This is a genomic window from Pontibacter akesuensis, assembly GCF_001611675.1.
GTDB classification, from domain to species: domain Bacteria; phylum Bacteroidota; class Bacteroidia; order Cytophagales; family Hymenobacteraceae; genus Pontibacter; species Pontibacter akesuensis.
Map to the genome: position 1 here is coordinate 375,898 of NZ_CP014766.1, position 24,217 is coordinate 400,114.

At 53.6% G+C, this 24,217-nt stretch carries 20 protein-coding genes; 7 read left to right on the forward strand and 13 right to left on the reverse strand.

Annotated elements, in window-relative coordinates:
• Nucleotides 1–2 precede the first annotated feature (2 nt).
• Genes A0W33_RS01510 through A0W33_RS20815 form a run of 3 tightly spaced genes read right to left on the reverse strand, consistent with a single transcriptional unit; the run spans nt 3 to nt 2,032 of the window.
• Nucleotides 3–905: an SMP-30/gluconolactonase/LRE family protein gene (locus A0W33_RS01510; RefSeq protein WP_068836529.1), complete on the reverse strand. Its 903-nt coding sequence runs from the start codon at nt 903–905 to the stop codon at nt 3–5.
• A gap of 3 nt (nt 906–908) precedes the next feature.
• Nucleotides 909–1,547, reverse strand: coding sequence for a 3-keto-disaccharide hydrolase (locus tag A0W33_RS01515; RefSeq protein ID WP_068836530.1), 639 nt, complete (start codon nt 1,545–1,547; stop codon nt 909–911).
• Nucleotides 1,547–2,032, reverse strand: coding sequence for a c-type cytochrome (locus A0W33_RS20815; RefSeq protein WP_068839866.1), 486 nt, complete (start codon nt 2,030–2,032; stop codon nt 1,547–1,549). Before A0W33_RS20815 ends, A0W33_RS01515 begins: the two co-directional genes overlap by 1 nt.
• 233 nt (nt 2,033–2,265) lie before the next feature.
• Here A0W33_RS20815 and A0W33_RS01525 point away from each other — a divergent pair, with 233 nt between their 5' ends.
• The 5 genes from A0W33_RS01525 (at nt 2,266) to A0W33_RS01550 (ending at nt 10,145) form a co-directional block, all read left to right on the forward strand.
• Nucleotides 2,266–4,710, forward strand: a complete 2,445-nt coding sequence (locus A0W33_RS01525; RefSeq protein ID WP_068836531.1) for a zinc-dependent metalloprotease — start codon at nt 2,266–2,268, stop codon at nt 4,708–4,710.
• Between the two features lie 295 nt (nt 4,711–5,005).
• Nucleotides 5,006–6,559: a M20/M25/M40 family metallo-hydrolase gene (locus A0W33_RS01530; protein WP_068836532.1), complete on the forward strand. Its 1,554-nt coding sequence runs from the start codon at nt 5,006–5,008 to the stop codon at nt 6,557–6,559.
• A gap of 194 nt (nt 6,560–6,753) precedes the next feature.
• Nucleotides 6,754–7,650 (forward strand): universal stress protein, encoded by an 897-nt coding sequence (locus A0W33_RS01540; protein WP_068836534.1) that lies wholly within the window; start codon nt 6,754–6,756, stop codon nt 7,648–7,650.
• 255 nt (nt 7,651–7,905) lie between these two features.
• On the forward strand, nt 7,906–8,904 hold the full coding sequence (rluF, locus tag A0W33_RS01545) for a 23S rRNA pseudouridine(2604) synthase RluF (protein WP_068836535.1): 999 nt from the start codon (nt 7,906–7,908) through the stop codon (nt 8,902–8,904).
• A gap of 155 nt (nt 8,905–9,059) precedes the next feature.
• Nucleotides 9,060–10,145, forward strand: a complete 1,086-nt coding sequence (locus tag A0W33_RS01550; RefSeq protein ID WP_068836536.1) for a pseudouridine synthase — start codon at nt 9,060–9,062, stop codon at nt 10,143–10,145.
• A gap of 125 nt (nt 10,146–10,270) precedes the next feature.
• Here A0W33_RS01550 and A0W33_RS01555 read toward each other — a convergent pair whose 3' ends face one another.
• The 3 genes from A0W33_RS01555 to A0W33_RS01565 form a co-directional block, all read right to left on the reverse strand.
• Entirely contained in the window at nt 10,271–11,122 is an 852-nt protein-coding gene (locus tag A0W33_RS01555) for a pirin family protein (protein WP_068836537.1), read from the reverse strand.
• Nucleotides 11,123–11,258: 136 nt separating this feature from the next.
• Complete coding sequence (gene cysM, locus A0W33_RS01560; protein WP_068836538.1) at nt 11,259–12,143, reverse strand: cysteine synthase CysM; 885 nt, start codon at nt 12,141–12,143, stop codon at nt 11,259–11,261.
• A gap of 185 nt (nt 12,144–12,328) precedes the next feature.
• A complete protein-coding gene (locus A0W33_RS01565; protein ID WP_068839867.1) occupies nt 12,329–13,009 on the reverse strand; it encodes a type 1 glutamine amidotransferase domain-containing protein in 681 nt (226 codons plus the stop codon).
• Between the two features lie 249 nt (nt 13,010–13,258).
• On the opposite strand from A0W33_RS01565, the gene dinB reads away from it, so the two are divergent.
• Nucleotides 13,259–14,341, forward strand: a complete 1,083-nt coding sequence (gene dinB / locus A0W33_RS01570; protein ID WP_216637170.1) for a DNA polymerase IV — start codon at nt 13,259–13,261, stop codon at nt 14,339–14,341.
• Between the two features lie 384 nt (nt 14,342–14,725).
• Here the strand turns inward: dinB and A0W33_RS01575 are convergent, their stop codons facing one another.
• The 7 genes from A0W33_RS01575 to A0W33_RS01605 form a co-directional block, all read right to left on the reverse strand.
• Entirely contained in the window at nt 14,726–15,604 is an 879-nt protein-coding gene (locus A0W33_RS01575) for an alpha/beta fold hydrolase (RefSeq protein WP_068836539.1), read from the reverse strand.
• A gap of 117 nt (nt 15,605–15,721) precedes the next feature.
• Nucleotides 15,722–17,443, reverse strand: a complete 1,722-nt coding sequence (locus A0W33_RS01580) for a glycoside hydrolase family 15 protein (RefSeq protein WP_068836540.1) — start codon at nt 17,441–17,443, stop codon at nt 15,722–15,724.
• 3 nt (nt 17,444–17,446) lie between these two features.
• The gene (locus A0W33_RS01585) at nt 17,447–18,226 is read right to left on the reverse strand and encodes a glucose 1-dehydrogenase (RefSeq protein WP_068836541.1); all 780 of its coding nucleotides are present in this window, start codon (nt 18,224–18,226) and stop codon (nt 17,447–17,449) included.
• A 250-nt stretch (nt 18,227–18,476) separates the two neighbouring features.
• Nucleotides 18,477–18,863: a hypothetical protein gene (locus tag A0W33_RS01590; RefSeq protein WP_068836542.1), complete on the reverse strand. Its 387-nt coding sequence runs from the start codon at nt 18,861–18,863 to the stop codon at nt 18,477–18,479.
• Nucleotides 18,860–20,329 (reverse strand): cellulose synthase family protein, encoded by a 1,470-nt coding sequence (locus tag A0W33_RS01595; RefSeq protein ID WP_308428439.1) that lies wholly within the window; start codon nt 20,327–20,329, stop codon nt 18,860–18,862. Before A0W33_RS01595 ends, A0W33_RS01590 begins: the two co-directional genes overlap by 4 nt.
• A complete protein-coding gene (locus A0W33_RS01600) occupies nt 20,329–21,873 on the reverse strand; it encodes a 4Fe-4S binding protein (protein ID WP_068836543.1) in 1,545 nt (514 codons plus the stop codon). Before A0W33_RS01600 ends, A0W33_RS01595 begins: the two co-directional genes overlap by 1 nt.
• Entirely contained in the window at nt 21,870–23,264 is a 1,395-nt protein-coding gene (locus A0W33_RS01605) for an NAD(P)/FAD-dependent oxidoreductase (RefSeq protein ID WP_068836544.1), read from the reverse strand. Before A0W33_RS01605 ends, A0W33_RS01600 begins: the two co-directional genes overlap by 4 nt.
• A gap of 334 nt (nt 23,265–23,598) precedes the next feature.
• Between A0W33_RS01605 and A0W33_RS01610 the strand changes: the two genes are divergently transcribed.
• Nucleotides 23,599–24,144: a hypothetical protein gene (locus A0W33_RS01610; RefSeq protein WP_068836545.1), complete on the forward strand. Its 546-nt coding sequence runs from the start codon at nt 23,599–23,601 to the stop codon at nt 24,142–24,144.
• Nucleotides 24,145–24,217 lie beyond the last annotated feature (73 nt).

Sequence of the window (24,217 nt, forward strand, 5' to 3'; positions counted from 1 at the left end):
GGCTACACTTCCCCTTTGAAGAAGTTGACCTTCCTGCCCCGCACACCAGGTTTCACTTCAAACAGAGAACCGCTTAGCGGATATTGCTCCAACTGCGCTGCTGGCAGCCACTCCCGGGCAGTAGTAATGTAAAGCGTATCTAAGTTTAGGCCGCCGAAAGTGCAGGAAGTAACGTTTGTAGCGGGCACCTCAATTTTGTGCAGTTGCGCTCCTGTTCTCGGATCATAACAGGCCACGGCAGCGCCGCCGTGCAGGGCCACCCACAGGTTTCCGTCTGAATCGATCGTCATGCCGTCTGGTTTCCCCTCCTGCTCCGAAACATGTACCACTTCCCTTTTATTGCTGATCTCACCTGTGGCAACGTTGAAATCAAAGGCTTGAATGGTCTGCGTGGGGGTGTCGATAAAGTATAGAATCTTCGCGTCTGCAGACCAGGCGAGGCCGTTGGAGATGGTGAGGTGCTGGAGCAACCGGTTTACCTGCAGCTTCTCGTCCAGCCGGTACAACTCCGCTGCCCCGGTGCGCACATCCAGGGCCATGGTACCCACCCAAAAGCGCCCGGCTGGATCACATTTGCCATCATTCAGACGGATAGTGGCATCATTGAGCGGCTTAGCCATTTCTTTTAATTTGCCGGTGGCTGTTTCATAGGTGCAGATGCGGTTGTGGAGCGCCACCAGCAAACCGCCTCCGGCGATAGGCACGACGGCATTAATCCGCTCGGGCATCAGGTATACTTCCACTTCAGCTGTGTCGGGGTTATACTTGCGCAGCGCATGTCCCTCAATATCCACCCAATACAGCACCTGCTCCTCCGGGTGCCAGCAAGGTCCTTCGCCCAGCCGACTTTCGGTGCCGGGTATAGCGGTAGCTTTTAGAGTAAAGAGGTTCGAGGTGTCTGCCATACTTCAGATTTCTCTTATAAAGATGCTGCGAAACCACACGGCATCGCCATGGTCCTGCAGCGCAATTTTACCTGATTTAAACGTGCCGAAGTCTGGCATGTCTTTAAACTTACTGTTCCGGATCAATTCCTGCCATGCCTCATTCCAAAGCTGCAGGGTTAAGGTTTCTTCGCCGTTCAGGTATACTTGCAACTTGCCTGCTTCGCACCGTATTTCCAGCTGGTTCCACTCTCCGGCTGGATTCACGGATTCTTTGCTGCTGGAGAGCAGGTCGTACAAATCGCCGGCGCGGCGTTTGGGGATCATGGCATCGGCATGCAAAGCGTTGTCCAGGAGCTGAATTCCGGGCCCCGATTGCCAGCTTTTCTCATACTTACCCGGCTCCTCCTGCACATAAAACAAGAGGCCGCTGTTGCCGCCTCTTGCTATTTTCCATTCCAGCTTCAGATGGAAATCACCGTACGATGCATCCGTCACCAAGTCGCCGCCAATAGCACCGTCGCGCGCTATTGCACCTGAATTCAAGTATAGCGCACCGTCCTGCACCTGCCAGGCATCGCCCGCCTCGCTTTGCCCGTAACTGTGCCAGCCATGTGTACTTTTGCCGTCAAACAGCGGTTTCCATTCAACCTGTTGCGTCACTACTTTTTCTTTACATTCAGCACATACTTCGCCATCTCGCGGGCATCTTCGCGGCTAAGGTCCGGGTGTGGCGTCATCGGCACCTGTCCCCATACACCGGCACCGCCTTCAATAATTTTGCCTGCCAGGTAGTCCACATTTTTGTCGTTGAACTCATACTTTTCAGCCACCTCCACATAGGACGGACCAACAATACGCTGCTCCTCGTTGTGGCAGGAGAGACAGTCAGACATGGCAATTAGCCTTTCGCCCTTCGCAAAGGATGCACCTTCTGCTTTTACCTGGTCCCCTGCCTGGGTGCTATCCGGCACATCGTTTACGGCTGCATCCGCGCCGATTTTAGTTTGATCTACCGGGCTTTCACCGCCTTCTGCCTGGCTCTGTTCCTGATTGTAATATTGCTCGCCCTCCGACTCATTGCTACCGCCACAGGAGGCAAGTATAACGCAGCTGCCAAGGACAGTCAATAATTGGTTAACTTTCATGGTGTGTGATGTTGTTTCTGCAAAGCTATACCATTCGCAGTCTTTTTTGTTGCAGCCCTTGGGCGGGAGCGTAATCTTGGGTCCAGATTTACCCACTGTGGCATTGCTACAGCCTGACCGAGCCCATAGAGTCGCTAGCGCATCCCCGAACGAAAAGAAGCAGCAAAGGGAGGAGTGACAAATCCAGCTAAAAATCCCTATCTTACTACATCAATCAAACGCTACACTCAAAAATGACCGCATCTTTTACCAAGCTTCTCTGGCTGCTTCTGCTGCCCCTATTCCTAAGCAACTTAGCCCAGGCCCAGAGCCTTCCAAGCATTGCCTCCAAAACAGAGGGCATGCAGCGCTTCCCCGGTTACTTCACTTATTATGATGATGATGCGACAGGTAAAATCTGGCTGGAGATAGACAAACTGGAGCAGGAGTTCCTGTACGTCAACTCGCTGCCGGCCGGGCTCGGCTCCAACGATATTGGCCTGGACCGCGGGCAATTGGGCGACACCAAAGTGGTTTACTTCAGCAAGCAAGGGCCGAAGGTGATGCTGGTGCAGCCCAACCTCTCCTACCGTGCCTTGTCCCAAAACCAGAATGAACGGCGGGCCGTGGAGGATTCCTTCGCCAAGTCCATCATCTGGGGATTTAAGGCAGAGGCTGCTGACGGTAACCGCATACTGGTAGATGCTACAGACTTCCTGCTCCGCGATGCGCACGATGTAATCGGTAGCCTGAAACGCTCGAAGCAAGGAAGCTACCGCCTCGATGCCAGTCGTTCTGCCCTATACTTGCCCCGCACCAAGAGCTTCCCAAAAAATACTGAATTTGAGGCCACGCTTACTTTTACCGGTGGCGAAGATGCCGGACGCTTCGTGCGCGAGGTGGCCCCGGACGTGCAGGCACTCACGCTGCGCCAGCACCACTCCTTCATCCAGTTGCCCGACAGCAAGTATAAACCGCGCCCTTCAGATCCGCGTGCGGGCTATTTTGGCATCTCCTACTTCGACTATGCCACACCGGTAGGCGAAGACATCGAGAAACGCTTTATCGCGCGCCACCGCCTGCAGAAGAAAGACCCAAGAGCAAAGGTGTCTGAAGCCGTGAAGCCCATCATTTACTACGTCGATAACGGCGCACCTGAGCCCATCCGCACTGCGTTGGTAGAGGGCGGACGCTGGTGGAACCAAGCTTTTGAAGCGGCTGGCTACAAGGATGCTTTCCGTGTGGAGGTGCTGCCTGATACGGCTGATCCGATGGACGTGCGCTACAACATTATCCAGTGGGTGCACCGCAGCACGCGCGGCTGGTCTTACGGCGCTTCGGTGGTTGATCCGCGCACAGGCGAGATTATCAAGGGGCACGTTTCGCTGGGTTCTTTGCGCGTGCGCCAGGATTACATGATCGCAGAAGGCTTGCTGGCTCCTTACGAGGATGAAAAATCAGAGAACAAGGCGATGATGGACATGGCGCTGGCGCGCATCCGGCAGTTATCGGCGCACGAACTGGGCCATACCCTGGGTATTATGCACAACTACGCCGCCAACAACAACGCCTCCGTAATGGATTACCCGCACCCGCAGGTAAAGTTAGACCGAACCGGGAAAATTGACCTGAGCAAGGCGTATGATACCGGCATCGGCGCCTGGGACAAAGCTACCGTTACCTACGGCTATCAGGACTTTCCGGAAGGCACAGACGAAAAGAAAGCTCTTAACGAGATTTTAGCTAAAGGCCGTTCCGAGGGACTGCTGTTTATCGCCGACCGCGACGCCCGCTCTCCCGGTGGCGTGCACCCGACCGCCCACCTGTGGGACAACGGCAAAAACGCGACGGAAGAACTGCGAAATGTGCTGCAGGTACGAGACGAGGCTTTAGAAAACTTCTCGGAGAAAAACATCAAACCCGGTGCCGCCATGAGCACGCTGGAGGATATGCTGGTGCCTATTTATAATTATCACCGCTACCAGACCGAGGCCGTGGCAAAGCTAATTGGGGGTGTGAACTACTCCTATGCCGTGCGTGGCGACAAGCAGGTGGTAACCGAGGTAGTGGACAAGCGAGAACAGCAGAAAGCACTCACCGCCCTGCTGGAAACAATATCCCCGGAAGTGCTGACAGTTCCCGAGCGCATTATTGCCCTGATTCCGCCGCGCGCACCGGGCCTGCGCAACAGCCGCGAGCTTTTCGAGAAGCGCACTGGCCTCACCTTCGATCCGTTGGCCGCCGCTGAAGCTTCTGCCGATTTCACGCTGTCGTTTCTGCTGCACCCGGAGCGCGCCTCGCATTTGGTGGAACTTGGAGCCCGCAGTAATAGCCTAAGCCTGCAGGATGTAACTCAGCAGCTCATCACCAACACCTGGAAGAGCAACCGCAAGAAGGGTCTGGAGGAAATTGTGCAGCTGCAAACAGAGCAGGTGGTATTAACGCACCTGCTGGCGCTGGCGCACAACGAAAACGCTTCGTACCAGGCACGCGCCGTCGCCACCGCTACCTTGAAAGACCTGAAAGGCTACATCGAAAGCAAGCTGCGCAGCAAAAGTCAGGATGGCTACCAAGCCCACCTGACGCTCGCTTTGGCCCGCCTGAACAACCCGGTAGCTGAAGAGGTAAGCCCTAGCCGCGCTTTGGATTTGCCACCGGGTTCTCCGATTGGCAGTGGGGCTGTAATCGGGTGTGACTAAGTAGCTTTACCAAGTATAAAAGTCTCGTTCCTGCCGGATATAACCTGGCGTGGGCGAGACTTTTTTATAGGCGGGAATAAGTACGCCCAATTCAGCATCTACTCGATCCGTTCTAATGATCACCTCAGAAAAGAAGCTTAAAACTATGGGAGCTTTGATAAAACAAAACATTGGCTTCTCTCCCAAACATTCACCTCATTTAAGCTTAACTTAACCGTGGACTAAACCTTCGCCCCTGTTTTGCTTCTAAGGTGCAGTACCAACAATCCATTTAATCATTCCTTATCTAACAGACATGAAAAGAAAATTACACGCCTTTGTTTTCCTGCTCCTCCTGACAGGCACACTGGCACAGGCGCAGGTGAAAGATCCTGTGGTGGAAGGCATTGTGAAGGAGGCAACCGAGAACTCTCATCTAGAGGGACTGGCGCATGAACTGCTCGACGGCATCGGTCCGCGCCTGGTGGGCACCCCCGAGATGCAGAAAGCACACGATTGGGCAGTAGCCAAGTATAAAGATTGGGGGATCGAAGCAAAAAACGAGCAGTGGGGTGAGTGGCGTGGCTGGCAGCGCGGCACCACGCACGTAGACATGGTGCACCCACGGGTACAGTCGTTAGAGGCAACGCAGTTGGCCTGGAGCCCCGCCACCAAAGGCAAGGGCGTAACAGCTGAATTGATAACCCTGCCGGATGTAAAGGATTCGGCAGCTTTCCAGAAATGGCTGCCAAACGTAAAGGGCAAACTGGTGATGATCTCGATGCAGCAGCCTACCGGAAGGCCTGATTATAACTGGGAGGAGTTCGCCACGAAAGAATCGCTGGCCAAAATGAAAGAAGATCGCGATGCTCAGGCTGAGGCGTGGAATGAGCTGATGAAGAACACCGGCTATAACTCCCGCACCTTGCCGGCAGCGCTGGAGAAAGCGGGTGCAGCGGGTGTGGTCACCTCTAACTGGTCGCGTGGTTTTGGCGTGAACAAGATATTCGGAGCCTACACCAAGAAGATCCCATCGATCGATGTGGCCCTGGAAGACTACGGCATGCTGTACAGGCTGGTAGAGTCCGGCAGCAAACCGCAGATTCGCATTCAGGCCGAGTCGAAAAACCTCAAAAACGCTCCTGCCTTTAACACCATTGCTACGATTAAGGGTACTGAGAAGCCAGAGGAATACGTAATCCTGTCGGCCCACTTCGACTCCTGGGACGGCGGTACCGGCGCCACCGATAACGGCACCGGCACGATTGTGATGATGGAAGCCATGCGCATCCTCAAAAAGATGTACCCTAACCCCAAGCGCACGATCATCGCCGGCCACTGGGGCAGCGAAGAGCAGGGCTTGAACGGCTCCCGCGCCTTTGTGGCAGACCACCCGGAGATTGTGAAGAACGTGCAGGCAGTTTTTAACCAGGACAACGGCACGGGCAGGGTTGTGAATATTTCCGGCCAGGGATTCCTGCACGCTTACGACTACCTGGGCCGCTGGCTAAGTGCCGCTCCAAGGGAAATCACCAGCGGCATTGAAACGAACTTTCCAGGTTTCCCGGGTGGTGGCGGATCAGACCACGCCTCTTTTGTGGCTGCCGGTGCTCCGGCCTTTATGCTAAGCTCGCTTAACTGGTCGTACGGTACCTACACCTGGCACACCAACCGCGACACTTATGATAAAATAGTGTTTGATGATGTGCGCAGCAACGCCATTCTGGTGGCCATACTTGCCTACAAAGCAAGTGAAGACCCTGAACTGTCGAACCGCGAGCGCATTGTACTGCCTGTCGATTCCAGAACGGGAGAGCAACGCACCTGGCCTGCGCTAAGAGAGCCAACCCGCAAAGGCGGCTTGGATTAAGCTTCTGCAACTATAAACATGAACACAGACGAGGCTGCCCCGCAAAGGCAGCCTCGTCTGCTGAAAAAGGTGCCGAAAATCATTCTTAATGCTGATTTTACTCCTGTCCGTTGCCCTTGCTGTCTGCTACCTTTACCCTATAGCTTGGCGATGAATAAAGTCCTGCTACTTGTAAAACATAAAATCCAGCAGCCATGAAAACCATTCTCGTACCCATTGATTTTTCTGATAATTCCGGAAACGTGCTGGCGCATGCACTCGGCTTAGCCAGCATTGCAAACGCCGAAGTGATCCTCTTTCATGCCTTCTTCCCCGTTATCGCTCCACCCGCCGCCTATGATGCCCAGAGCGTAATCACTGCGCTGGAGCAGGGAAAGCAACTGGAACTGGAAGAGTTTGTTGCTCGGGCAAAAAAGGAAATCAAGCAACAGTATGGGAAGGCACCGGATGATGTTAAAGTTACCTGTGTGGCCACTATGGGCGGACCGTTTGAGCAGGTGCTGGCAGCCATTCAAAAATACAAGGCAGGCTTGGTGGTAATGGGAATGCAGGAAGGCGAAGCGGTAAGCCAGGCAATCCTGGGCAGCACCACCATCTCCGTGATGCTGGAGAGCCCGGTTCCTGTGCTGGCGATTCCCAAGGGCGTTCCGTTCAGAAAACCAACCTCGGTGGTGTTTGCGGCGGCACTGCACAAACTGCCCGCTCACGCAAACCTTCAGCTGCTGCGGGATTTCATACAGCTTTTTCAGGCAAAGCTCCAGGTGCTGCACCTGTACCGCACCAACGCGCACTACGATAAATTTAACGCCGCCACTTCGCTGGAGGTGCTACAGCGGAATTTTGAAGGAATTGACTATGACTTCTCCTTTGACCTGCGCCACAACATAGCCGCCGGCATTCGGGATTACATTCAGGAGGTGCAGGCAGAGCTGCTGGTCCTGATTCCGCAGAAACACAGCTTTGTTGAGCGGCTGCTGGACAGAAGTATAACCGGGCAGCTAACAGCCCACCCGCTGGTGCCCCTGCTCACCTTGCCTGCTGCTTCGCTGCATACCGCGGCAAGTGTAAACAGCGCAGCCGCTACGGTGTGATCTTATAAATTTAAAAAAGAGGAGGCAATGGTGACACTGACCCTTTTTTATACTTCAAAATTTCCTTTTACAGCAGGCACAGGTACATATGGGCTAACCTCCTATGCCTGCCTCCGTTTCCGCTGAAATAGGTTAATCACTCGCTTTCCCGTACTTTTGATGGAAGAAGCGGTGCCGGCACAATGTAATGCAAGGGTACTGTTTCAGGAGATGGTATCGTAAAGATCATTCTTCTGGCTCCCAAACATCAAACATATGGAACCGATCAGATTAAATAAATTCATTAGCGACGCGGGTATTTGCTCCCGTCGTGAGGCAGATAAGTTAATTGAGCATGGCCGCGTGACAGTTAACGGCAACAAGCCTGAGGTGGGCGCCAAGGTAACGGCCAAAGATAAGGTGCGCGTAGACGGAAACCTGGTGCAGGTGGATGCCGTGGAGCCGGTGTACCTGCTTTTGAACAAGCCCAAAGGCATCGAGACCACCACGGACACCTCGCAGCGCGACAACATCATCAGCTTTACCAATTACCCGGAGCGCCTCTTCCCTGTTGGCCGTCTCGACAAAGACTCTGAAGGCCTCATCATCCTCACCAACGATGGCGACATTGTAAACAAGATCCTGCGGGCGGGCAACAAGCACGAGAAGGAATATGTGGTAACGGTGAACAAGCCCATAGACGAGGACTTTGTGGAGAAGATGAGCGGCGGCGTGGCTATACTTGGCGTGAACACCCGCAAATGCTTTGTGGCTCAGGAAGGTCCTAACAAATTCCGCATTATACTTACCCAAGGCATGAACCGCCAGATTCGCCGGATGTGCGAAGCCCTGGGCTACGAAGTGCAGACGCTGCAGCGCACGCGCATCATGCACCTTTCGCTGAACAAAATTCCGCTCGGCCAGTGGCGCAACATGACGGAACGGGAGGTAGAGGAACTGCAGCGACTGGTGGCTGGCTCCACGAAAACAGAGGAAGGCTCCGCGGCCAAAAAACGTACTCCCGACACCCCAGCTCCGGTCAGAAGCAACAAACCCAAGCCAAAAACCGGCGGTGCTGCAGGCAGGCCAGCTCGTGCAGGCGGTGCGCCAAAAGGAGGCTCTAAAGGCGCAGGAGCTGGCAAACGGGAGAAACCAAAGGCAGGCTCTGCCAGTGCCAGGGGCTCCCGTGGCGCTTCGAAGGGAAGTATAGCCGGCGGCAGAGGAAAAGGTGCTTCTGGACGAAGTGGCACTGCTAAAGGCGGAAAAAGACGGTAGTTTTTCTCACAGAAGATTACCGTCTCAACCTGCGCCTGCAACCAGGCAAGTGCCGCCACCACAATAGGTAAAGCAATCCTTTTCCCGTAATTTTGCCGATTCACAAAGATCGGCGTAACAAAAGGCTACAGAACCAACTACACACCTGTAGTATCATGCCACTCAACACCATGGAACCAAAGCGATTAAATAAATTTATAAGCGATGCGGGCTTCTGCTCCAGGCGCGAGGCAGACCGCCTGATTGAGGAGGAGCGTGTTACCGTGAATGGAAAGCTAGCGGATGCCGGAGCCAAAGTAACCGCCACAGACAAAGTACGCATCGATGATCAGATCCTGAGGGTGCGGGAGGAGCTGCCGGTATTCCTTATTTTTAACAAACCTGCCAACATGTCTGCCAAAGCAGATCCATCGGTGCGCGACAACGTGGTGCGGGCCATCAACCACCCTGCCTCGCTACAGCCCATCGGCCACCTCGACCGGGATGCGGACGGCCTGCTCTTCCTGAGCAACGACAGTGACCTAGTGAGCCGCATGACAAAGTATGACAACAAGTATGAGCAGGAATTTCTGGTGACGGTGAACAAGCTGCTCACATCAGAGTTCCTGACCAAGCTTAGCGGCAGCGAAGACAATGCATCGGGCGAGAAAACGCAGAAGACGTTTATAGCCAAGGAAGGCTCCAACCGCTTCCGCATCATCCTGAAAGCCTCCACCAACCACAACATCAAACGCATGGTGGAAGAGCTGGGGTACCGCGTGGAGCACTTATCCCGCATACGCATTGAGAAGTTCACGCTTGCTAAGCTGCCTTCGGGCCACTGGCGCGCGCTGAACCCTGCCGAAGTAGAAAGCCTTGCAAGCATAGCTACGACTGCCCGAGCCAAAAGCAGGGAACGCAATTTGGAAGCAAAGAGCTCTTATACTTCCCGTGGTGCCTCCTCCGGCGCGCGTGTCGGCAAAAGCAGACCTACGGATGCTCCTTCCAAAGAAAGAGACGGAAAAAGCAGCCCCGCAGCGGCTTCATCATCCAGGGAGCGTGTGGGCAAGAGCAAGCCAGCCGGTACCGCAGCTAAAAGTAACACAGGCGGATTCTCCAGAAGCACCCCAGGTCCGAAAGGCGCGCCAAAAGGCAGTGGCCCTGCGAAAAGCGGCGCCCGCAGCAGCAGCAAAAGCCCCGAGAACAAAGGAGGCAGCAGAGGCGGATCGGCTCCGAAGGGTCCTTCTAAAAGAGGGCGCTAAGAAGTATAAAACAGTAAAAAAGGCACTGTGGCTGTAATAGCCGCAGTGCCTTTTTGTTTTCCCGGTTACTGGTTCAGACACTCGCTGGGCCTGCGGAAGCTGCGAGCCCTTTTGCCTGGGCAGCTTTACTGCCAGCTGCCCATTTTGCCTGCCTGGTAATCGCGGAAGGCATCATGTATTTCCTCTTCGGTATTCATCACAAATGGTCCGTGCGATACCACCGGCTCATTAAACGGTTGGGCATGGCCGAAGAGAATGTAGCTATTCTCCTGCGCCTCTACCTTTAGCTCATTTCCTTCGTTTTCAAACTCCACCAGCGTCAGCTTTTCTGCTGTCTCGCCGTTTACTTTTACCGCGCCGCGCACCACGTAGAAAAAGATATTACGCTCCGCGGCCACCGTGGTGGTAAAGCTGCCGCCCTGCTGCAGTTCGATGCTGGCCATGTGGATGTCGCTTAAAGATGGTATCGGTCCCTCGGTATCGCGCCACTTGCCGGAGATTACGTTCACTTTTACCTTGCCTTCATCCTCGGTTACGGTTGGGATCTGGTCTTTCTGCAAACCCACATACTTGGGCTGCGTCATTTTATACCTGGCGGGTAGGTTAAACCACAGCTGCAGAATCTCCAGTGGGCCTCCCTCCTTCTTAAACTTATCAGAAGACACTTCAGCATGGATTAAACCGCTGCCGGCCGTCATCCACTGCACGCCGCCTGCCTCAATCACATCTTTGCCGCCGCCAGTATCCTGGTGCATGATATCACCTTCCAGAATAAACGTCAGTGTCTCAAAGCCACGGTGCGGGTGCGGCCCGAAAGGCAGGCCGCGGTTGTTGCTCTTGTAAACCTGCGGACCATGGTGGTTCAGGAACAGGAACGGATCTATGTACTCCACCTCGCGCGTTGGCAGTGCCCGGTAAGTGACCAGGTCGTCCATCGGGGCGTAGGCTGCTTTATACTTTTTCTTGATCTTTCTCATAGCATCTTTATTCAATGTACATACACTAATTTAAACAATCCCTGGCACCTTTACAAGTATGGGTACTGGTTTTATACTTGCAAAGGGTGATTCTGAAAGTATAAAGCCATACGGCTTATTCTTTGTGCAGCAGGGTTTATGCCCCAAAAAGGTTTGAGGATAAGTAGCGGTCGCCGCGGTCGCAGATAATGCACACTACTACGCCCTCCTCTATTTCTTCTATCAGTTTGGTGGCTACGTGTACAGCGCCGCCGCTGCTCATGCCGGCAAAAACACCTTCTTCCTTTGCTAGCCGGTGCGTCATGGCGGTGGCTTCGGCCTGGCTCACATCAATGGTACGATCAACCCGTTCGGCTTCGAATATTTTGGGCAGGTACTCCTTCGGCCAGCGGCGGATGCCGGGAATCTGGGAGCCTTCCACAGGCTGTGCCCCGATGATCTGTATCTTATCGTTCTTGTCCTTCAGAAAGCGCGATACGCCCATAATGGTGCCCGTTGTACCCATCGACGAGACAAAATGCGTGACTTCTCCCGCTGTATCGCGCCATATCTCAGGCCCGGTGGTGCGTACGTGCGCCATGTAATTATCAGGGTTGCCAAACTGGTTCAGTACCAGGTAGCCGCCCTGCGCCACCTTCTCTGCCACCAGGTCTATTGCCCCTTCCATCGACCTTTCTGCGGGCGTAAGCGTAACCGTGGCACCGTAGGCCTCCATGGTCTGCACCCGTTCTTTCGTGGCGTTGGCAGGCATTACCAGTTCTATCTCCAGCCCGAAAAGGCGCGCAATCATGGCCAGGGCGATACCGGTGTTGCCGCTTGTTGCCTCAATCAGCTTCATGCCGGGCTTCAGGTCTCCCCTGTCCAGCACACCTTTAATCATACTATAGGCGGCACGGTCTTTTACGCTGCCACCGGGGTTGTTTCCCTCCAGTTTGCCATAGAGTTTTACGCCAGGTTTTGTATTTATGTGCGTCAGCTCCACCAAGGGGGTATTGCCGATAAAATCAAGTAAAGTAGCCATGCGGTGTGTCAGGTTATTCTCTTTTAAACTGCAAAAGTAAGCGATAGTTTTATTGCCTGCACAAAAGAGAAGATAAGCCTTGATTTACTTAACTATTGTATCGCTGGTCCTAATCCGGTACTTAACTAAAAGTCCCACCAGTTTTTAACACCTGGTGGGACTCTTTTTCTAGATAAATTAAGTTATTATTTCTGTAAGAGTTTTAAGAGCTCTTCTGCCACACCTGCTGAGGAAGCGGGATTCTGCCCTGTGATTAAGAGGCCATCGCGCACCACATGCGGCTGCCAATCGGCTACTTTAGAATAGTTACCCCCAAGTTCCTGCAGTTTCTCCTCAACCAAAAAAGGCACCACGTCCGTGAGCTTTACCGCCTCTTCCTCTGAGTTCGTAAAGCCCGTCACGTTCTTTCCCTTCACCAGCGGCTGCCCGTCCTGCCCTTTCACCTTTGCAAACACGGCGGGCGCATGGCAAACGGCTGCCACAGGCTTTTGCTGCCTGGCAAAGCTTTCAATCAAGTTAATGGAATCCTCGCTGTTGGTCAGGTCCCACAGTGGTCCATGGCCTCCGGGGTAGAAAACAGCATCAAAATCATCCGCCTTCACCTGGCTTAATTTAGTTGTGTTCATCAGTTTGTTCTGTAGTTCCTGATCTCCGTTGTAGCGGTCGGTGGCTTCTGTTTGGGCGCCTGGGGCCTCGCTGCTGGGATCAACTGGCGGAGCGCCTCCAGCAGGCGAAGCCAACGTCACGTTCACGCCCGCATCAGCCAGTACATAGTATGGCGCGGCAAATTCCTCTACCCAAAAACCAGTCTTTTTACCGGTATCTCCCAGTTCTGAGTGGGATGTCAAGACAAATAATACGTTCATAGCTTTTATATTTTTGTAGGTTATGATGCTTTCGTTTTCCGGGAAAACAATGGCAAGCATGCCTCACTTCTGTCTGCTTTCCCGGCAATCCTCTTTTAACCAACACAGACAGCAGAAGGTTTTGTCATTCCATCCTGTGCGGCTTAATGAGAACCAGGTACAAAGGGCTGGAAGACCTGCCCTCCAAGGACTCTCGCTCTGTACATCCTGCCGTTGATTTTGTACCTTTGCCCGCACAGCCATCACACGTTGGAACAGCCCATCCGCAAAATCATACACGTAGACATGGACGCATTTTTTGCCTCCGTAGAGCAGCGCGATAACCCCGAGCTGCGTGGGAAGCCTGTGGCGGTGGGTGGTTCCAAAGCGCGCGGTGTGGTGGCTGCGGCCAGTTACGAGGCCCGCAAGTATGGCGTGCATTCGGCCCTGGCCTCCAAAATAGCGGCACAGCGCTGCCCGCAGTTAATCTTCGTGAAGGCTCGTTTTGATGTCTACAGTGCCATCTCCCGGCAAATCCGCGACATCTTTTATTCTTATACCGACCTGGTGGAGCCGCTTTCGCTGGATGAGGCCTACCTGGATGTGACGGAAAACAAGATCGGCATGCCCTCGGCCAGCATCATTGCCAAAGAAATCAAAAAGCGCATTTTGGAGGAAACAGGCCTGACGGCATCGGCAGGCGTTTCTTACAATAAATTCTTGGCCAAGATCGCCTCCGACATGAACAAGCCGGACGGCTTTACGTTGATCACCCCGGACAAGGCCGAGGCGCTGGTGGCGGGATTGGAGATCGAGAAGTTTCATGGCATCGGCAAGGTGACGGCAGCCAAAATGCAAAGTATGGGCATTCTCACCGGGGCTGACCTGAAGCTGCGCTCGGAGGAGGACCTGGTGCGTCATTTCGGGAAAGTGGGCCGTTACTATTACCGCATTTCGCGTGCGCAGGACGACCGGAGCGTGCAGCCACACCGGGTACGCAAGTCCATCGGCTCAGAGCGTACTTTTGATGACGACCTGACAGAGGAAGATGACCTGCTGGAGCGGCTGCAATACCTGTCGGAGGAGGTGGCGCAGGACATGGCCCGGCTGCAGGCCTCGGCAAAAACTGTAACAGTCAAGATCAAGTACTTCGACTTCACCCAAAACACCCGCAGCAAAACGTACCTAAGCGATTTCAACTCGGCCAGCGCCATCTTCACCATCGCCCGCGAACTGCTGCGCACGCCCCAGCTTCCGGCTTATCCTGTGCGCCTGCTCGGCATTGCCGTCTCCAGCCTCACCTACCAGCACGACCGCCTGCAGGAAGGGTATCAGCTGACGCTGGAATTGTGAGTTTTGTGATGAAGGATAAAGGAGCTGTTTAGAAATGATGCTGCAGTATCCGTAGAAAATCAAACCCCATGCTACTTCTTTTACTTTCTGATTTTTGTCATCCTGAAAGAATCTTGTGGGCAAACAGCATTGGCTTAACCTCCTGGGGAGAAGAAACCAAGTTTCTTTAGAGAACAACAGTAGGTCTTTCGCTTTTGAATTTGATTTGAAACCACCTTGCTCCATTTAGCGGAGCTAGGTTTGGGTTCCTTAACTAAAGTATTAATTTCTAAGGATGAGAACACATTCAGTGCTTCTCTAGCTTGCCCACAAGATCCTTTCAGGATGACAAAATAGTTGAAGTTATTGGTGACCTCAAACTTATCCTCAATATATTGCCCTGTATCACCCCCTACCCGCCAACTGCGCCACCAACGTGGCGATCTCCTCTGGCTTTTCTTCCTGTAGAAAGTGCCTTGCCTCCAGTTGGTGTACCTGCATAGGCGTGGCAGTATTGATAATCTGGTTGCCGTAGTGGGCATAATCCAGCGCAGGGTCTTGCATGCCCCAGATAACCTGTATAGGGTACGGCACGTTTTCTACCGCCTGGTAGCACAGTCGCTTAAACTCTTCTGACTTCTGGAAATTACGCATGATCTTCAGGAAAGCGGCACCACCGTCTTCCCGCTTAAGCAAATCGACGTAAGCGTAGATTTCTTCCTTCGGAATCGGGTTCGCATTCACCACACCCATCTTCGAAAATAGCAGGTGCCAGCTCGGGTGAATGATCGTCTTCAGTTCGGCCTCGCCTAACACCGGCATCTCGAACGGGCGCATCGGCAACGGCTTTTTAAAAGTATCCACATCAATCCAGGTATTCAGAATGTTCAGCGAAAGAACCTTTTTCCGGTTCTCGGCAGCCATCGCAAAGCCGATGGGGCCGCCAATGTCGTGGATGAGCAGGTGGTAACGATCAATGCCCAGCACCTCAGCAGCGCGGGCGCAGAAACGGGCGAAGTTGTGAAAAGTGTAGTCGAAGTCTTCGGGGCGGTCAGACAAACCCAAACCGGGCAAATCAACACAGACACCGCGCATGCCTTTGGCGGCCAGCGAGGTGATCACGTTACGGTAGAGGAAAGAGGATGTGGGCACGCCGTGGATGCAGAAAACCACCTCCCCCTCTCCCTGGTCCAGCACAAAGGTCCTGATGCCATCTACGTCTATAAACTTGCCCGCTGCCTGATGGGCTGCGATTACCTGATCTACTGTTCTGCCTTCGCTCATACTTGTGCTTTTAATTGATGTTATTATCGCTTACGCATGCTACTGTTAAGTATGTTACCTCTTACTGAAAAGCAGCGACCAAAACACTAGCTACAAGTATAAACTTGCCTGTAGGAGCTACGCCTCTTCTTCCCGGGCCTTTTTATAGTCTATCACAGCGCCGATCAGCGAGGCATGCACAAACGTTTGAGGTATGTTGCCCAGAAACTCACCCGTCTCTGGGTCACCCTCTTCCGGCATCAGGCCCACATCGTTCATTAAGGCTAGCGCTGCCTCCATTATCTGCCCGAACCGCTCCCAATTGCGGCGCATCACGTAGTACTGAGCCACCCAGAACGTCCCGGCTAGGAATGCACCCTCCACGCTGGAGTCGAAATCCACGAGGTGGCGGCGAAACAGGTTGTGCTGGCAGTAGTCGCGCTCCAGCACTTTGATGGTTTGCAGTACTTCCGGTGCATCGGCATCGGTGTAGGCCCAGATGGGGAAAAGTATGGCACTGACATCCACTGCCTCCGAGCCCGGAAAAGCAGCATAGGCTCCCTCGGAAGTCAGACATTCCTGCGCCACAAAAGCTCTGATGTCGGTGGCCGCATTTTTCCATCGTTCCTGCTGGGCCTTGTCCTCACTGTGCTCGGAGATGTACTCCAGGCTCACAGCCACAATAACTTTGCTCGAAGTATAATGCTGCTTCTGCGTTTCCTCCCAAAGTCCGTGGTCCTGCTCGTACCAGTGGCTGGCAAGGTAATCTGCTAAATAGCACACCAGTTCCCAGTGCTCTTTGGTGTCGAAGGTGTTGTAGATAAGCTTTGCCGCGAGCAGCACGTTGCTGATGGCATCCAGTTGCAACTGGTTGTTGGCGTTGTTGCCAACACGGACCGGAAGGCTGTCAGCATAGCCGCGCAGGTGCTGCAGTTCCTCCTCGCCCGGAGCAGGTTGCTTTTTCAGGGTGAAGAAAGGCACCACCGGCTCCTTTACCTGGTGCATGGCATCGCAGATAAAACTAAGGAACTTGCGCTCTTCCTCCCCATCAGAGCCTGCGCGCGTGAGGGCGCTGGCAATCATGGCGGCATCGCGGAGCCATACGTAGCGGTAATCATAGTTGCGGTGGCTACCCTTTACCTCGGGCAGTGAAGTGGTGCCCGCCGCTATGATGCCACCATTTTCGGCAAAAGTCATCAGCCGAAGCACACGCAGCGAATTCCGTACTTCGTCCTCGTAAGGCCCGTGGTAGGTGATGTGGCTGGTTACCTCCTTCCACTTTTCCTTTGTGGCCTCATGCGCCTGCTGTAGCACCTCCCAGTTCATTTCCTGCTCCTGCTCACTTAGCACAAACCAGGATTTTTCACCTGCCGGAACATCACAAAATATAGTGTTTTCATTTAGCCGCAGCGGATGGGAGGCGTACAGGAAAAGGATGCCGTCTATACTTGCCACGCCTTCCTGCAGTTGCAGCTTGGGTTTCTGACGGGCAAAGTTCGGGCGTGGTGCTAAAATGATTTGCAGCTTTTCCGGGGCGGCTGAAAGGGTGCGGCAGATGCCGTTAAAGCTGGCCTGCATCGGCATCCAGTCCTCCACCTCCAGCTCTCCTGCAGCACCGCTCAGGGTAGTGCACAGCACGGTGCTGTCGCTGCGGTAACTGCGTTTGATAAAGCGAAGGGATGGTGCCCCTATTCGCCAGTGGCCGCCTTTCTCCATATCCAACAGACCAGCAAAAATAGCGGGGGCATCAAAAACGCTTGGGCAGTACCACACCACACGTGCAGATTTATCTATATAAGCGCAGGTGCGGCGATCGCCTATTACGGCCAAGTCTTTTATGTCGGGTGGTGCTATCTCCATAGGCTAGGCTCCCTGCCCCACATGTTGGCTTAGGGCGCCGTCCATGGTATAAGTGGCGCCAGAGCAGTAATCGGAATCCGGGGAGGCCAGAAACAGCGCTAGTTTTGCAATTTCCTCTGGTTGGGCAGCTCTTTTCATAGGTATACTTTGTACTTGCTTTTCACGCGCTTCCGGATCATCGATGGCCTCCTGGTTGAAAGGCGTCAGGACCATACCGGGTGCTAGGTTGTTCACATTAATCCCCTGGGCTGCCACCTCCAGGGCTAGCGTGCGGGACAGGTTCATTACAGCGCCTTTGGTGCAAGTGTAATCGGCGGCACCCTCCCGGGGCAGGCGCTGGTGCACGGAGGTAACGTTGATGATTTTCCCCTTGCCTCCCTGCTGCAGGCGATGTTGCACAAACCGGCGGGCACAGAAGAAGTAACCATTCACATTTACGGCAAACGCCCGCTGCCACTGTTCTGTGCTCATCTCAGCCACCTTAGTCTCTGCCTCTCCTACGGCTGCATTGTTCATTAAAATAAAAATGTCGCCGAATTGTTCGATCGCCCTGTCAAACATCTCCTCCACCTGCTGCTCATCGCTCATGTCCGCCTGTATCACAAGGCCCTGCTGGCCTGTCTGCATCACCTGCTGCAGGGTGTATTCAGCCCCATCCTCATCGTGCAGGTAGTTGATGATTACGTTAGCGCCATTTCGGGCAAATTCAATTGCCGTTGCCTGTCCTATACCTGAGTCTGACCCAGTAATTATGGCTGTCTTCCCTTCTAATTTCTTTTCCATGAGCTTGTTTTCCTAGCGGCTCAGCCTGACGATTTGCAAGGAGCCTGTCCTACTTACGGAATACAAAAAAAAGGGCTGCAGAATGTATTTAAAATAAGAATATTTATAACATACTTGATTTAACAAAGAAGAAAAGCGGGTTAGAGAAGATAAAAAACAGCAGGCTAAAAATATCATGAAGCTGTGCTGGAGCACTTTATGCCTTACAAAGACAGTAGCTTTGCGGGCAGGTACGGAAAGCTACTAAAGCTTAGCCCATTGTTTCACCAGTGGCAGTCCTTAAGGCTTCATCTAATTTCTCCTGCAACTGCGTCAGTGATTTTATGTGGTTTAGCTCCTGTGCCTCCAACAGCACCTCAACTCTGTTTTCGCCAGTTTGCAGGGCTATTAGCGGATAGGTGTTGCGTATGGGGGCAAACTTCCATTCGTTTTTGTAGACAAAGGACACTTCCAGCGGTAAAGCCTGAAGGTAGGCCGCCCACTCCTGCCGCATGGTAAGTTTGCCATAGGTGAGGGCACAAAGACTGCAGGCGTAGGTTTTAGGGGAAATGATTTTGTGCGCGAAGTCTGTTAGCTTGTTGAAGAAGCCTGTTTCGGCGTTGTAGACGAATACCAATTTCTGCTTTGCCTCGCTCATGCTTTTCGGTAGGATTGGAAAGAGTGGTAAAAAACAAGCAGGTAGCCGGTGGCCAGCATCATGTGCAGGAGCAGGAAAGCATACTCTCCCCGGGCAATACTCCACGCAGCCACGCCCAGGAACAACAGCCCTAGCAGTCCCTCCAGGTAAGTGGTAAACGGTACTTTCAGGCTGAGGTACATGTTCTTCTGCCACGGGTGCTGCCTGGCCTCCAGGTTAAACTTGGGCGTCCGGATGAAGGCGGATTTACGACCGCTCCAGCCCTCTAACACGGCAAGAGCATTGTGCAGCGCCAGCCCCATCGACACAGAAAGGAAAAGGGGGTAGTAGACTATAAAACTGAGCACACGTCCCACCAGCGAATTTGTTTGCAGCGCATTGGCCTGAAAGTACACCAAGCTTATTACCACAAAACTAAGCAGCATCCACTTCCCGACTTCAAACACCACATAGGGCAGCAAACCGTTTACCTGTGCCCAAACCAATGGGACACTTGCCAGCGAGGCCAGCAGCACGGCCACATACACTGAGCTATTAAGCAGGTGCGCCAGGGCGTGGTATTTTGCCTGCAAGGGCACACCGGATCGCAGCACGGTGGCCAAGTGCTTCACCGCCGATTCTGCCCCCCCTTTTGTCCAGCGGAACTGCTGCGACTTCAGCGCACTCATCACCGGCGGCAGTTCTGCCGGCGACGCTACATCTGGCAGGTAGGTAAAATCCCAGCCCCTGAGTTGGGCGCGGTAGCTAAGGTCCAGGTCTTCGGTGAGGGTGTCGTACTGCCAGTTGCCGGCATCCAGTATGGTGGCTTTTCGCCACACTCCGGCAGTTCCGTTAAAGTTAATGAAAGCGTGAAGGCTGTTGCGCCCCACCTGCTCCACATAGAAGTGCGCATCCAGTGCCAATGCCTGCAATTTGGTGAGGATGGAGTAGTCCCTGTTCAGGTGCGTCCAGCGGGTTTGCACCATGCCGGTTTTCCGGTTGGCGAAGTATGGGATGGTTTCTTTCAGGAAGGAGGGCGCGGGAACAAAATCGGCATCAAAAATGGCAATAAACTTTCCTTTCGCCAGTTCCAGCCCATACTTCAGGGCACCTGCTTTGTAGCCGCTGCGGTCGGGCCTGCGGATGTACTTAAATGAGAGTTGCGGGTACTGTTGTAGCTTCTGCTCAATGAGGGCGGAGGTTTCGTCGTCACTGTCGTCGAGCACCTGGATCTCCAGTTTTTCAGTGGGGTAATCGAGGGCTGCAACGGTTTCGAGCAGCCGCTCCACCACATACTTCTCGTTATACACCGGCAGTTGCACCGTTACCATTGGCCATACTTCGGGCGCAGGCGGCACGGGCTTTTTATCCTGCCTGAGGTAGCGCCGGAACCTGTACAGCAGATGCGCCTGCGCCAGACTGTACAGGAGTATGAACAGCATGGCACCGGCATATACCAGCACGCACAGGGTGATCAGAAACATCATTAATTCAATACCTTTATCGACTCGTTTCCTGTAAGTATGGGAATGTCGGTGATGCGGCCCTGCTCCGGGCCATTTTCCAGCTTTAATACGCCCCGTGGGCAAACAGAGGCACAAATACCGCAGCCCACGCAGGAAGCCCGCACGATGTTCTGCCCGCGCTGTGCATACCAGCGCACATCAATGCCCATCTCGCAGTAGGTAGAGCAGTTGCCGCAGGAGATGCACTGCCCGCCGTTGGTTGTGATGCGGAACCGTGACTTGAACCGCTGCACAATACCGATGTAGGCCGCCAGCGGACAGCCGTAGCGGCACCACACGCGGTTGCCCATCAGCGGGTAAAAGCCAACCCCGATCACACCGGCAAAGGCAGCACCGATGATAAAACCGTACCACTGGTGCAGCATGTCGGTGGATTGCTTCAACAAAGCAAAATTCATAAAGTAGTTGGCAATGGTCAGGGCCGTGATCAACGTGATGATCACAAGTATAGGATATACCATCCACCGCTCAATTTTCCAGGCTTTCAATGATTTGTCGGACAGGTGGCGGTACGGATCTCCGGCTGTTTCGGCCAGGCCGCCGCAGCCGCACACCCAACTGCAGTACCAGCGCTTGCCATACAGGTACGTAAACACCGGCACGCCCACCAGGGCCAGCACTGTTCCCCACACCAGCATAAAAATCCCGATTGACCCGCCGCCCAGCATACTTGCCACGCTGTAATCAAAATAGAAATCGTAGTCGAGCGGCCAGATATTCTTGAGGTCCTGCCAGGGGTTGTTGAGCATCACCAGTATTTCAGGAATGAGGAAGGCGAAACTCAGCTGGAAAAACATGACAGAGGAAGTGCGCACCAGCTGGTATTTGTTGCCCCTATACTTGCGAAACATGCGCACCCCCATCACCAGGATAGCCAGCGTATAGATGGTGCCGTAGAAAAACCACTGGCTAGCTGGCCCGCCGGACAAGGCGTAGCTCAGCGGATCGACTAGCATCGTCCAGTTTACGAGATACTCTGGATACCAGTAAAGCAGCACGTACAGCGCCGTCAGGTAAATGCCGATCGTAATGCCGATGATCCCCCTAGACTTGTTCGAGGAAAACATCACGCCGTTGTTTTTAACACCAGCCGGCTCGCCCCGGTGGCTCGGCAGGATATATACTAAGGCTCCCGCCGCCCCCACCACAATCGTCAGGAAAAGGAGGAGCAGCTTGTTATTTTCCACAAAGCCCTGGCTTGCCACTTTCGTGAGGGCAAAGGCATAGTCGTCCCAGATCACGCGGTCCCATTGCTGGCTGCGCTGCTGCTCTTCGTTGTAGTTGTCGAGGTACTGGTTAAAGTCGTTGGCAAAGGCGAAACTGGACGTATAGGTCTGGCCCAGCATAGGCTGTAGCTTCTCCCGCAGCACCTCCACATGCTCGGACTTCACCACATCCTGCAGTTGCTGTTCCGTGAGCTGAAACTGCCCCATAAAAAGCAGCACGTTCAGCAGCAGCAACGCAGCCAGAAAAACGCCCAACCCAATTTTTTGTATGCTTGTCATCTTGTGGTTCTACTCCCTAAAAATGCCAGCAGCCCTTTCTTCTTCTTTTTTGGCTGCAAGTTGGCTTCAAATTGCTGATTGTATGCCTGCAGTATGCTGTGCTCGTGTTTGTCGTAAAACTCCGGATCGAAGTTGGCGCGGCGCATGTCCTGCAGTACTTCCTCCACCGTCCAGTTCTCCCGCAAGGCTTTGTCAAAAAACTCGTGCCTCAGGCGCATTCCCAAAGCGTTGACACCATGCAGCCGCTTGTCATTGCCATTGAAAACTGCCCTGAAAGCTATATTGCCACCCGGATGCTCCCAATAAAAAGACTGTACCGGCTCCTCCCATCTATAAGGCACCATACCGTAGGTTTGGTACTCAATGTCGAGGAACTTGGCGGAGTTGAACCAGGGGCCGGGGTTATACTTTACCGGCTCCCGGGTCAGGTTATGCGCCAGCGTTTCGCCGTGCATGCGGCCGGTGTACCATACCTGCTCCACACTGCGCCTGTTCGGGAGCGGCACGCGGTACTCCACGCAATCCCCGATGGCAAACACGTTGGCAATGTTTGTGGCAAAATACTGATCCACCAGAATTCCCCTGTTCACTTCCAGCTGCGTTTCCTTTACCAAATTAATGTTCGGGTGCACCCCGACGCCCAGCCCTACAAACTGGCACGGAATCTCCTCGCCTGCCGTGGTGACCACCGCGCGTACGCGGCCCGATCCATCATCTAAAACCTCCTTCAACTCTGTCTCCACGCGCAGGTCGATGTGGTGCTCCCGCATGTGGCGCATCACCAGTTCTGACTCCTCCTTCGGAAGTATACTTCCCCAGAAGTGGCTTTCGCGCACCAGGAAAGTAACGGGTATGTTTCGGCTAAGCAGCATTTCGGCCAGTTCAATCCCAATTAAGCCTCCTCCCACCACTACGGCACGCTGGCAGTTAACTGTGCTGGCGTTCATCGTCTCCAGGTCCTGGTACGTGTACAGCCCCTGCACGCCCTGCAGCTCCTGTCCAGGCCAGTTAAACATGTTCGGTTTAGAGCCCAGGGCAAGTATGAGAATATCGTAGGCAAGCGGCTCCTGCTGTTGCAGTTGCAGCTGCTTTTGCTCAAAATTTATACTTGTTACCCAATCGTGCACCAGGCTCAGACGGTTTTTCTCCCAGAAGTTATCCTCGTAGGGCTTTGTGTGCGCATACTTCAGCTGCCCCATGAAAATATACATAAGCGCCGTGCGGGAGAAGAAATGCTCTGCTTCGCCGGAGATGATGGTGATGTGCGCCTGGCTGTCGCGCTTGCGGATATGGCGCGCGCAGGTGACGCCGGAGATGCCGTTGCCAATGATGACGATGCGGCGGCCCGGGGTTGTGGTGCAGAAATTACTCGTAGCGTCTGTCTCCTTCATGCCAAATAAATCACCTGTCGGGCCTCTTCTGGCAACAGGACATGTTGGAAGAAAGCCTTCATAAGTTAGTTAACCGTAAAGACCGGTACTTTCTCAAATTTACCTTTAATTAAAGAGGAATGTATGCTTTCCCGACAAAATCATGTTATTCCCCGTCCGATGGCCATCTGCGGAAGGTTCTTCCGATGTTTGCACAAACCTATAACTGTGGCAATTGTTCCCGCTGCACAACCTTCCGCCAAGTCAACCAAGCCCTGCTTGGTGAAAAATTCCGCTTGAAAATAAACTTACATGCAAGCTATAAGTATAGTATCTAACATTAACCCGTTAGAAAATGCAGGACGAAAGAAAAACAGCAGAAGAAGCTGCTTCAGTGGCGACAAGAGTAGCCGGTGCCATCGGCAAAGGATTGGTGGCAGGCCTGATCGGTACCGCCGTCATGACGATTGCTCAGATGGTGGAAATGGAAATGTCCGGGCGCGACGCCAGCAACACACCCTATAAGGCAGCCAAGAAGGTATTTGGCGTGAAAGCAAAAGACAAAGAATCCAAGAAAACGATTTCGAACCTGATGCACTTTGTCTACGGCTCCTCCTGGGGTATTCCGAGAGCCCTGATGGCAGAGTTCGGCACAAAGGGCACCACCGGCACTTTTATCCATTTTGCGGCAGTTTGGGGCACAGAACTGGTGTTGCTGCCATCGTTGCACGTGGCCAAGCCCGTAACCGAGTGGAAGCCAAAAGCCATCAGCGAAGATATCCTGTTTCATAGCATCTATGCCGTTGCCACGGGCCTTGCCGCCGATGCCCTTGTGGGAGGAACAGACGACGAAGAAGGGAAAATACAGACCGCTTCTGAAAGGTGGGAAATCCCTGAGTAGGCACCGCATTTCTGCTTTCAACAATACCCTTGTTCGACTACATAATTTGTAGTTCGAAGAAATTACTTCCCGC

Coding starts and splice junctions, on each gene's coding strand:
- A0W33_RS01510 (WP_068836529.1), bottom strand. CDS start 905: ATGGCAGACACCTCGAACCTCTTTACTCTAAAAGCTACCGCTATACCC.
- A0W33_RS20815 (WP_068839866.1), bottom strand. CDS start 2,032: ATGAAAGTTAACCAATTATTGACTGTCCTTGGCAGCTGCGTTATACTT.
- A0W33_RS01525 (WP_068836531.1), top strand. CDS start 2,266: ATGACCGCATCTTTTACCAAGCTTCTCTGGCTGCTTCTGCTGCCCCTA.
- A0W33_RS01530 (WP_068836532.1), top strand. CDS start 5,006: ATGAAAAGAAAATTACACGCCTTTGTTTTCCTGCTCCTCCTGACAGGC.
- A0W33_RS01540 (WP_068836534.1), top strand. CDS start 6,754: ATGAAAACCATTCTCGTACCCATTGATTTTTCTGATAATTCCGGAAAC.
- rluF (WP_068836535.1), top strand. CDS start 7,906: ATGGAACCGATCAGATTAAATAAATTCATTAGCGACGCGGGTATTTGC.
- A0W33_RS01550 (WP_068836536.1), top strand. CDS start 9,060: ATGCCACTCAACACCATGGAACCAAAGCGATTAAATAAATTTATAAGC.
- A0W33_RS01555 (WP_068836537.1), bottom strand. CDS start 11,122: ATGAGAAAGATCAAGAAAAAGTATAAAGCAGCCTACGCCCCGATGGAC.
- cysM (WP_068836538.1), bottom strand. CDS start 12,143: ATGGCTACTTTACTTGATTTTATCGGCAATACCCCCTTGGTGGAGCTG.
- A0W33_RS01565 (WP_068839867.1), bottom strand. CDS start 13,009: ATGAACGTATTATTTGTCTTGACATCCCACTCAGAACTGGGAGATACC.
- A0W33_RS01575 (WP_068836539.1), bottom strand. CDS start 15,604: ATGAGCGAAGGCAGAACAGTAGATCAGGTAATCGCAGCCCATCAGGCA.
- A0W33_RS01580 (WP_068836540.1), bottom strand. CDS start 17,443: ATGGAGATAGCACCACCCGACATAAAAGACTTGGCCGTAATAGGCGAT.
- A0W33_RS01585 (WP_068836541.1), bottom strand. CDS start 18,226: ATGGAAAAGAAATTAGAAGGGAAGACAGCCATAATTACTGGGTCAGAC.
- A0W33_RS01590 (WP_068836542.1), bottom strand. CDS start 18,863: ATGAGCGAGGCAAAGCAGAAATTGGTATTCGTCTACAACGCCGAAACA.
- A0W33_RS01595 (WP_308428439.1), bottom strand. CDS start 20,329: ATGATGTTTCTGATCACCCTGTGCGTGCTGGTATATGCCGGTGCCATG.
- A0W33_RS01600 (WP_068836543.1), bottom strand. CDS start 21,873: ATGACAAGCATACAAAAAATTGGGTTGGGCGTTTTTCTGGCTGCGTTG.
- A0W33_RS01605 (WP_068836544.1), bottom strand. CDS start 23,264: ATGAAGGAGACAGACGCTACGAGTAATTTCTGCACCACAACCCCGGGC.
- A0W33_RS01610 (WP_068836545.1), top strand. CDS start 23,599: ATGCAGGACGAAAGAAAAACAGCAGAAGAAGCTGCTTCAGTGGCGACA.